This window comes from Bartonella sp. CE47NXGY (assembly GCF_042195415.1).
GTDB lineage: Bacteria > Pseudomonadota > Alphaproteobacteria > Rhizobiales > Rhizobiaceae > Bartonella.
This window is the reverse complement of sequence record NZ_JBHIOI010000246.1, coordinates 1-649: the sequence shown is the minus strand read 5'-3', so window position 1 is coordinate 649 and position 649 is coordinate 1. Positions and strand designations below refer to the sequence as shown.

Below are 649 nucleotides of genomic sequence, written 5' to 3'. Positions count from 1 at the left end.
TCATTTTGAGGGCACAATGAATGCATAGATTTTTTTTCATTTTTGTTTTTGCGGCTATTTTGTGCCTTTTCTCGTTGCCGAGTTTTGCCCAAAACATTCGTGAGAAAGCGATTAATCAATCAGAGAGCATCCAACGACAACAAACGCAAGAACAGCGTTTTCAACGATTGCACCGTAGAAACGAAACACATGGGATATTTTTGCCAGACGATGATACCACATCTGCCTATGGTGCTTCGCCTAGTACAACCTGTTTGCTGATCAAAAGCATTGAATTTGTTGGCGCTCAGTTGATTTCTCACACCGACCTTCATGAAGCCATTTCTCTTTGGGAAGGACGGTGTTTGGGGATTGCCGAAATCAACAAAGTGCTCAAAGCGGTGACCAAGCTTTATATGAAGCGCGGCTATATTGCGGTGCGGGCTTATTTGCCTGAGCAAGATTTAAGCGGCGGTCATCTCAAGATTGTTGTTGTTGAAGGTGTGATGGAAGATATCACTCTGGATGGGCATAAAGTTGAGAGGAGACTTCAAGGAGAAATCACCACGGCTTTTCCAAACCTTATTGGAAAGCCGACCAATCTGCGCCAGATAGAGCAAGGGCTTGATCAAATCAATCGGCTTTTCTCACGCCAAGCCACCATTAATCT

1 protein-coding gene is annotated in these 649 nt (G+C 44.2%); it reads left to right on the top strand.

Annotated elements, in window-relative coordinates; genetic code table 11:
• Window positions 1-20: 20 nt before the first annotated feature.
• A partial coding sequence (locus ACFIL3_RS11325; protein WP_375682286.1) for a POTRA domain-containing protein occupies window positions 21-649 on the top strand: 629 nt, incomplete at its 3' end.